Origin of the sequence: Arachnia propionica (assembly GCF_003932785.1) — a bacterium.
GTDB classification, from domain to species: domain Bacteria; phylum Actinomycetota; class Actinomycetes; order Propionibacteriales; family Propionibacteriaceae; genus Arachnia; species Arachnia propionica_B.
Map to the genome: position 1 here is coordinate 1 of NZ_RQYT01000162.1, position 373 is coordinate 373.

The window sequence follows — 373 nt, forward strand, 5'->3', positions numbered from 1 at the left end:
ACCACCGCCCGCTGCACATCCACGTGCTCATGGGTCAGTCCTTGAGCCAGCACCTCGGCCGCGTCCGGCAGCGGCTCCAACAGTTTCACCACCGTCAGGGCCGTCCCCTTCCCCGCCGTCAGCGCCGGAGCAGCAGCCGCCACGAAACCCGAACCATCCAGCAGCCCGGCCTTGGCCAGCCGGGCCAGCTGCTTGATCGCCAGCGACACCGTCGCCGTGATCCCCGTCCCCAGACACCTGAGCAACAGGTCCTGATCCCGGGCCGTCTCTTCGACAGACGGCTCCAACGCCGTCCACATCCTCGAGAACCACCCCGCCCGATACGACGAGAAATCCCGGGTGAGCGCCTCCAGGCAGCACCGCAACACCCGGG

At 68.6% G+C, this 373-nt stretch carries 1 protein-coding gene; it reads right to left on the bottom strand.

The genetic code is table 11. The features are described from left to right. On the bottom strand, nt 1-373 hold a 373-nt coding region (locus EII35_RS16195; protein WP_221739817.1), incomplete at both ends, for a DUF6493 family protein.